Here is a 4,758-nt window from a genome sequence, read left to right as displayed (position 1 = left end):
TTTTGAAATTTTAAGAAATTTTCACATATTTGCATCCAAATATAAATAATCAATTAAATATGAAGAAATTAACTACAAGTGTTTTGACTGTGGTTCTCGCCTCATCTTTCATGGTTGTGAATGCGCAGAATAGACAAAATGATACTGTAAGAACCCAGGATATACGTGAAGTCGTAGTTACTGGAGCTCTTGGTATAAAAATGAGACAGGATGCCGTAATTTCTAGTAATAAAGTTGTGGGGACAAAAGAGATTAATCAAGCTTCAAGTCCAAACATGGCTCAGGCATTAACTGGAAAGGTTAATGGTTTACAGATTAATAATACTAATAACTCTGTAAATTCTAGTAACCGTATTGTATTAAGAGGTCCTAGGTCTATGTATGGAGATAGTCAGGCTTTGGTTGTAATTGATGGTGCAATTTCTACCTTGTCCATTTTTCAGCAGTTGCCACCTGAGGTAGTAGAGAGTGTTAATGTAATTAAAGGTCAACAAGGTTCTGCTCTTTATGGAGAAAAGGGAAGTAATGGGGTTATTGTTGTTACAACTAAAAAGGGATCTAAATCAAGTAAAATTCAATTCAATCTTACTTCTTCTATAGATATTTCGGATGTTTATAAACTTCCTATTCGTCAAAAGATTTATGGACAGGGTATTCAGGATGAAAGTTTTGATGATACTGATTATGGGGGTACAAATTGGGTGCCTTATGAAAATACATCATGGGGTCCTTTATATTCTTCCAGTTTAGGTGGGCAATTATTACCTGCAGGTTTGCCACAAGCTGATGGTTCGTTCATTATGACGACTTTTTCCCCTAAGAAAGATAATATTAAGAAATTTTTTAATAATGGTGTAACTTACCAAAATGGACTGTCAATGAATGTGGGGGGAGATGATTCTTATGCATTCTTGTCCATCAATCGATTAGAAAATAACTTTATGATTGATGGTGATCAGTTGAAAAGAAATACTTTCTTTTTTAAAGGGGGGAAGCAAATTGAAAAGTTTAGAATTGATGGAACTTTTAACTTTATTGATCAGAATGTCAGTCAATCGACAGGGAATTTATATGGAATGCTTTTACAGACGCCAACAAATATTAATGTAAAAGATTATCGTAATTCTGGGTTGGAGGGACATTGGACAGGTTATGCTTATAATCCTTATTGGTTGAGGGATCACTATAGATCTAATTCCAATAGTACAACATTTAATGGTATTGTTTCGATGAACTATGACTTTACTAAAAATATTAGTTTATCCTATACTGGAAATATGTTAACAACTTCTGGGGTTACAGAAGCGTATAATGACGGATACTCGACTTCGGATGCATATGTATATTCCAATACGGGAACTTTTTTAGATGGAATGAATTTCTTTGAATTTGGCTCTACTCCTCCAGTATCAGGGTATAACAAGCTCTTAACTAAGGGATGGAAGTATTATGGAGATATAATGTTGAATTTTAATTATGATCTTTCTGATAATGTTGCTTTAAAGGCAAATATTGGTAATAATATTCAGGATACTAAGCAGGATAATGCGCAGGTAGGTGGAACTAATTTGAAAATTCCGGGATGGTATAACATAAATAATGTATTGCAAAACACACCATGGTATAATTTAGATAATTCAAAGTTAAGACAAAGAAGTGTTGCATGGTTTGCCAATGCAGATATTTCATATAAAGATTTCTTATTTGTTAATGGAACGTTTAGATATGAGCAATCGTCAGTTCTAAGCGTAATACCTACTTATACTAATGATTTTAAAAATAACGGATATGCTTATTATTCATTTGGGGCATCATTTATACCAACGAAAGCTTTTGCGGGTTTAAAAGGAGATGTTCTTAATTATATGAAAATCGCAGCCTCATATACCAGAACAGGTAATTCGGTAGTGAGTCCTTATGCGGTTGATGAGGTGGGGGCATTTCCTACGGGTTATCCTTTCGGCTCTTTGGCTTCTTATCTGTATAATCCTAATGGAGTGTCAAAAGATATTAAACCAGAATTTAATAATACTGTTGAAGGTAATTTATCTTTAGGTTTTTTCCAGGATAGAATTACTTTGGATGCGTCGGCGTATCAGACGGATACAGATAATCTGATTACAAGGGTTACTTATCCATCGTCCTCTGGGATTGCTTCCTTATTAGGGAATATTGGTAAAATGAGAAACCGAGGTTTTGAAATAGAATTAGGTTTAACACCATTTAAGTCCAAAGATTTTGAATGGAATTTAAAAGGAGGTTATTCACAATATAGATCAAAAGTGCAAGAATTAGCAGATGGGCAGGATATGGTAATTCTTGCAAGTGCTGGTTCTGGTATTCCGGCTAGTATTGCTGCGATTAAAGGATATGATACTCCAATGATAATTGGTACTGCTTATCAAAGAGATCCTAATGGTAATATTATAGTGGATGCTAATGGTCTTCCTGTTGTTAGTAGCACTCCCGAGATTTTAGGAAAAGTGAATCCGGACTACATTCTTACCTTTAGTACTTCAATAAGATTCAAGAGTTTGACATTAACTGCCGTAGGGGATTATAGAACAGGGAATAAATTTATTTCAGCTGCTAAGAATTTATTAGGATTTACAGGGGGATTAGAGAAATCTGCTGAGTTTGATAGGTCTCAAGGGTATATAATTCCAGGGTCGGTTCAATTTGTAAATGGGCAATATGTAACCAATACAACTCCTGTATATAATATGGCTAACTATGCTGGGGTAACTAATTATTTTACTTCTAATTATCAGGATGATATTGCTGAAGAATTTGTTGTTGATGGTAGTGCCTTGAAAATTAGGGAAATTGCATTGTCATACGCTCTTCCGAAATCTTTATTAGCAAATACATTTATAAATAATATGTCAATTGTAGTTTATGCAAGAAATCCATTTATCTCTTATGCTAAAAGTAATAGAAATTATGGAGATCCGGAAGTTGCTAATACTACAGGATTGGCTGCTGGTTTCCAAGCTGTGTCTCAATATCCGACTTCAAGATCGTTTGGTTTCAATGTTAATGTAAACTTCTAAAAAAATTAAAATGAAAAAGATAAAATTTTTACTATCTGCGTCTGTAATAGCTCTTTCTTTAACATCGTGTAATAATTATTTGGATGTTAATGAAGATCCTAATAATCTGCCTATTGAAAATGTTACTCCGGAATTAATTTTACCAGGGGTTATTTCTCAGATGTATCGTGTGCAATCTGGAAATCAAATGCAATTAGGAAATTTAATGATGAATAATTGGGCAGGAAATACTTATGTATTTGGAGGTCCTTACTCTGCTGAATTTACATTAGGAGCTGTAAATAGCCAATTTTATAATGGAATTTGGGATGATACATATAGAAACTTATATAATTTTAAAATTGTTGAGACTTATCCAAATGCCGATCATAAGCAGGATTATTATGTTGCGATTGCTAAAATTTTGAAGGCTTTCTATTTACAGCCTATTGTTGATTTGTATGGAGATATTCCTTATTCTGAGGCATTTCAAGCTCAGGCTAACTCTACTCCTAAATATGATAATGATGAAGATGTATATAAAGCATTAATATCAAGTATTGATGAGGGTATAGCTTTAATAGAGGCTGCTGATGCTAGTGTTTCTTTAAATCCTGGAGCTGCTGATATCGTTTTTCAGGGGAACATGGATAGTTGGGTGAATTTTGCTAATACTATCAAGCTGAGATTTCTTGTTAGGATGTCAAAGGCAACCGGAGATATGGGAGCTTATAGGGACATGCAATTATCTGCCTTATCAGCATCAAACCCTACATTTATTACAGGAGATGTTTATGAGAATCCTGGATATTCCACAGCTAGTAATGATGCTATGAATCCTTTAATGTATAATTATAGAAATAATGCAGCGGGTTCTGCTGTACAGAATTATAATTTAGTAACTGTTTCTGAACATATGGCTAATGCTTTAGAGGGTAATGAGATTCTTAATTCTGCAGAATATTCAAAGTTTACAGGAATAAAAGATGGAAGAAGGTATAGGCTTTTTTCTCAGATTTCTTATACATTTAATGGTGTACCTTATGCTCGTCTAAAGGGGATTAGACAGGGTGCGACAGCGGGACAGCCAGGGGCGGAGATTGATCCTAATAGTGCTTCAAGCAGAACTGTTTCTAAACTTGCAAATGGAACATTCATTGGGAATGTAACAACGGGAGGGACTGTTATAAGCGCTTCTAATGCAAGAGGAGGAACCTTAATGACGCTAGCTGAAAGTAATTTGCTGCAGGCGGAGGCAGCCCTGAGGTGGCCGTCATTGTTTACGGTTGATGCTCAGTCTAAATTTACTCAAGCTATAACTGCTTCATATAACTATTTTGGAGCAACGGCTGGTACCGCTCCTGCTTATATTGCTTCAATCTCTTCTAGAATAGGGCTTGGATGGACTGGGACAACGGAACAAAAAATTGAAGCTATTATTACGCAAAAGTGGCTTGCTTTAACAAATGTGAATCCAATTGAATCTTTTATAGAGTATAATAGAACAGGGTATCCATATACGCCTTTGGCTGTCACTGCAGTTATGGCTAATAAGCCATATAGATTACAGTATCCTCAATCTGAATTTTCGGCAAACAGTGCTAATACTCCTAATATCCCAACGGCACAATTATTTACAAAGAACCAATATACACCCTTCTGGAATCAGAATTAATTGAACAACAATTTTTAATATATTTTTTTTACCGCCTTCGGGCGGTTTTTT

General features: G+C 34.8%; 2 protein-coding genes. Both read left to right on the top strand.

Annotated elements, in window-relative coordinates; translation table 11 throughout:
* Nucleotides 1-59 precede the first annotated feature (59 nt).
* Nucleotides 60-3,053 carry a SusC/RagA family TonB-linked outer membrane protein gene (locus Q0A18_RS13875; protein WP_292010751.1) on the top strand — a complete coding sequence of 998 codons (2,994 nt, stop codon included), beginning with the start codon at nucleotides 60-62 and terminating at the stop codon, nucleotides 3,051-3,053.
* A 10-nt stretch (nucleotides 3,054-3,063) separates the two neighbouring features.
* Entirely contained in the window at nucleotides 3,064-4,707 is a 1,644-nt protein-coding gene (locus tag Q0A18_RS13870; protein WP_292010750.1) for a SusD/RagB family nutrient-binding outer membrane lipoprotein, read from the top strand.
* The last annotated feature ends 51 nt before the right edge of the window (nucleotides 4,708-4,758 follow it).

It is taken from the genome of Chryseobacterium sp. (assembly GCF_022712095.1).
In the GTDB taxonomy this organism is placed as follows: domain Bacteria; phylum Bacteroidota; class Bacteroidia; order Flavobacteriales; family Weeksellaceae; genus Chryseobacterium.
Note: the sequence above shows the minus strand (reverse complement) of the source record. Positions and strands in the feature narration are given on the sequence as shown.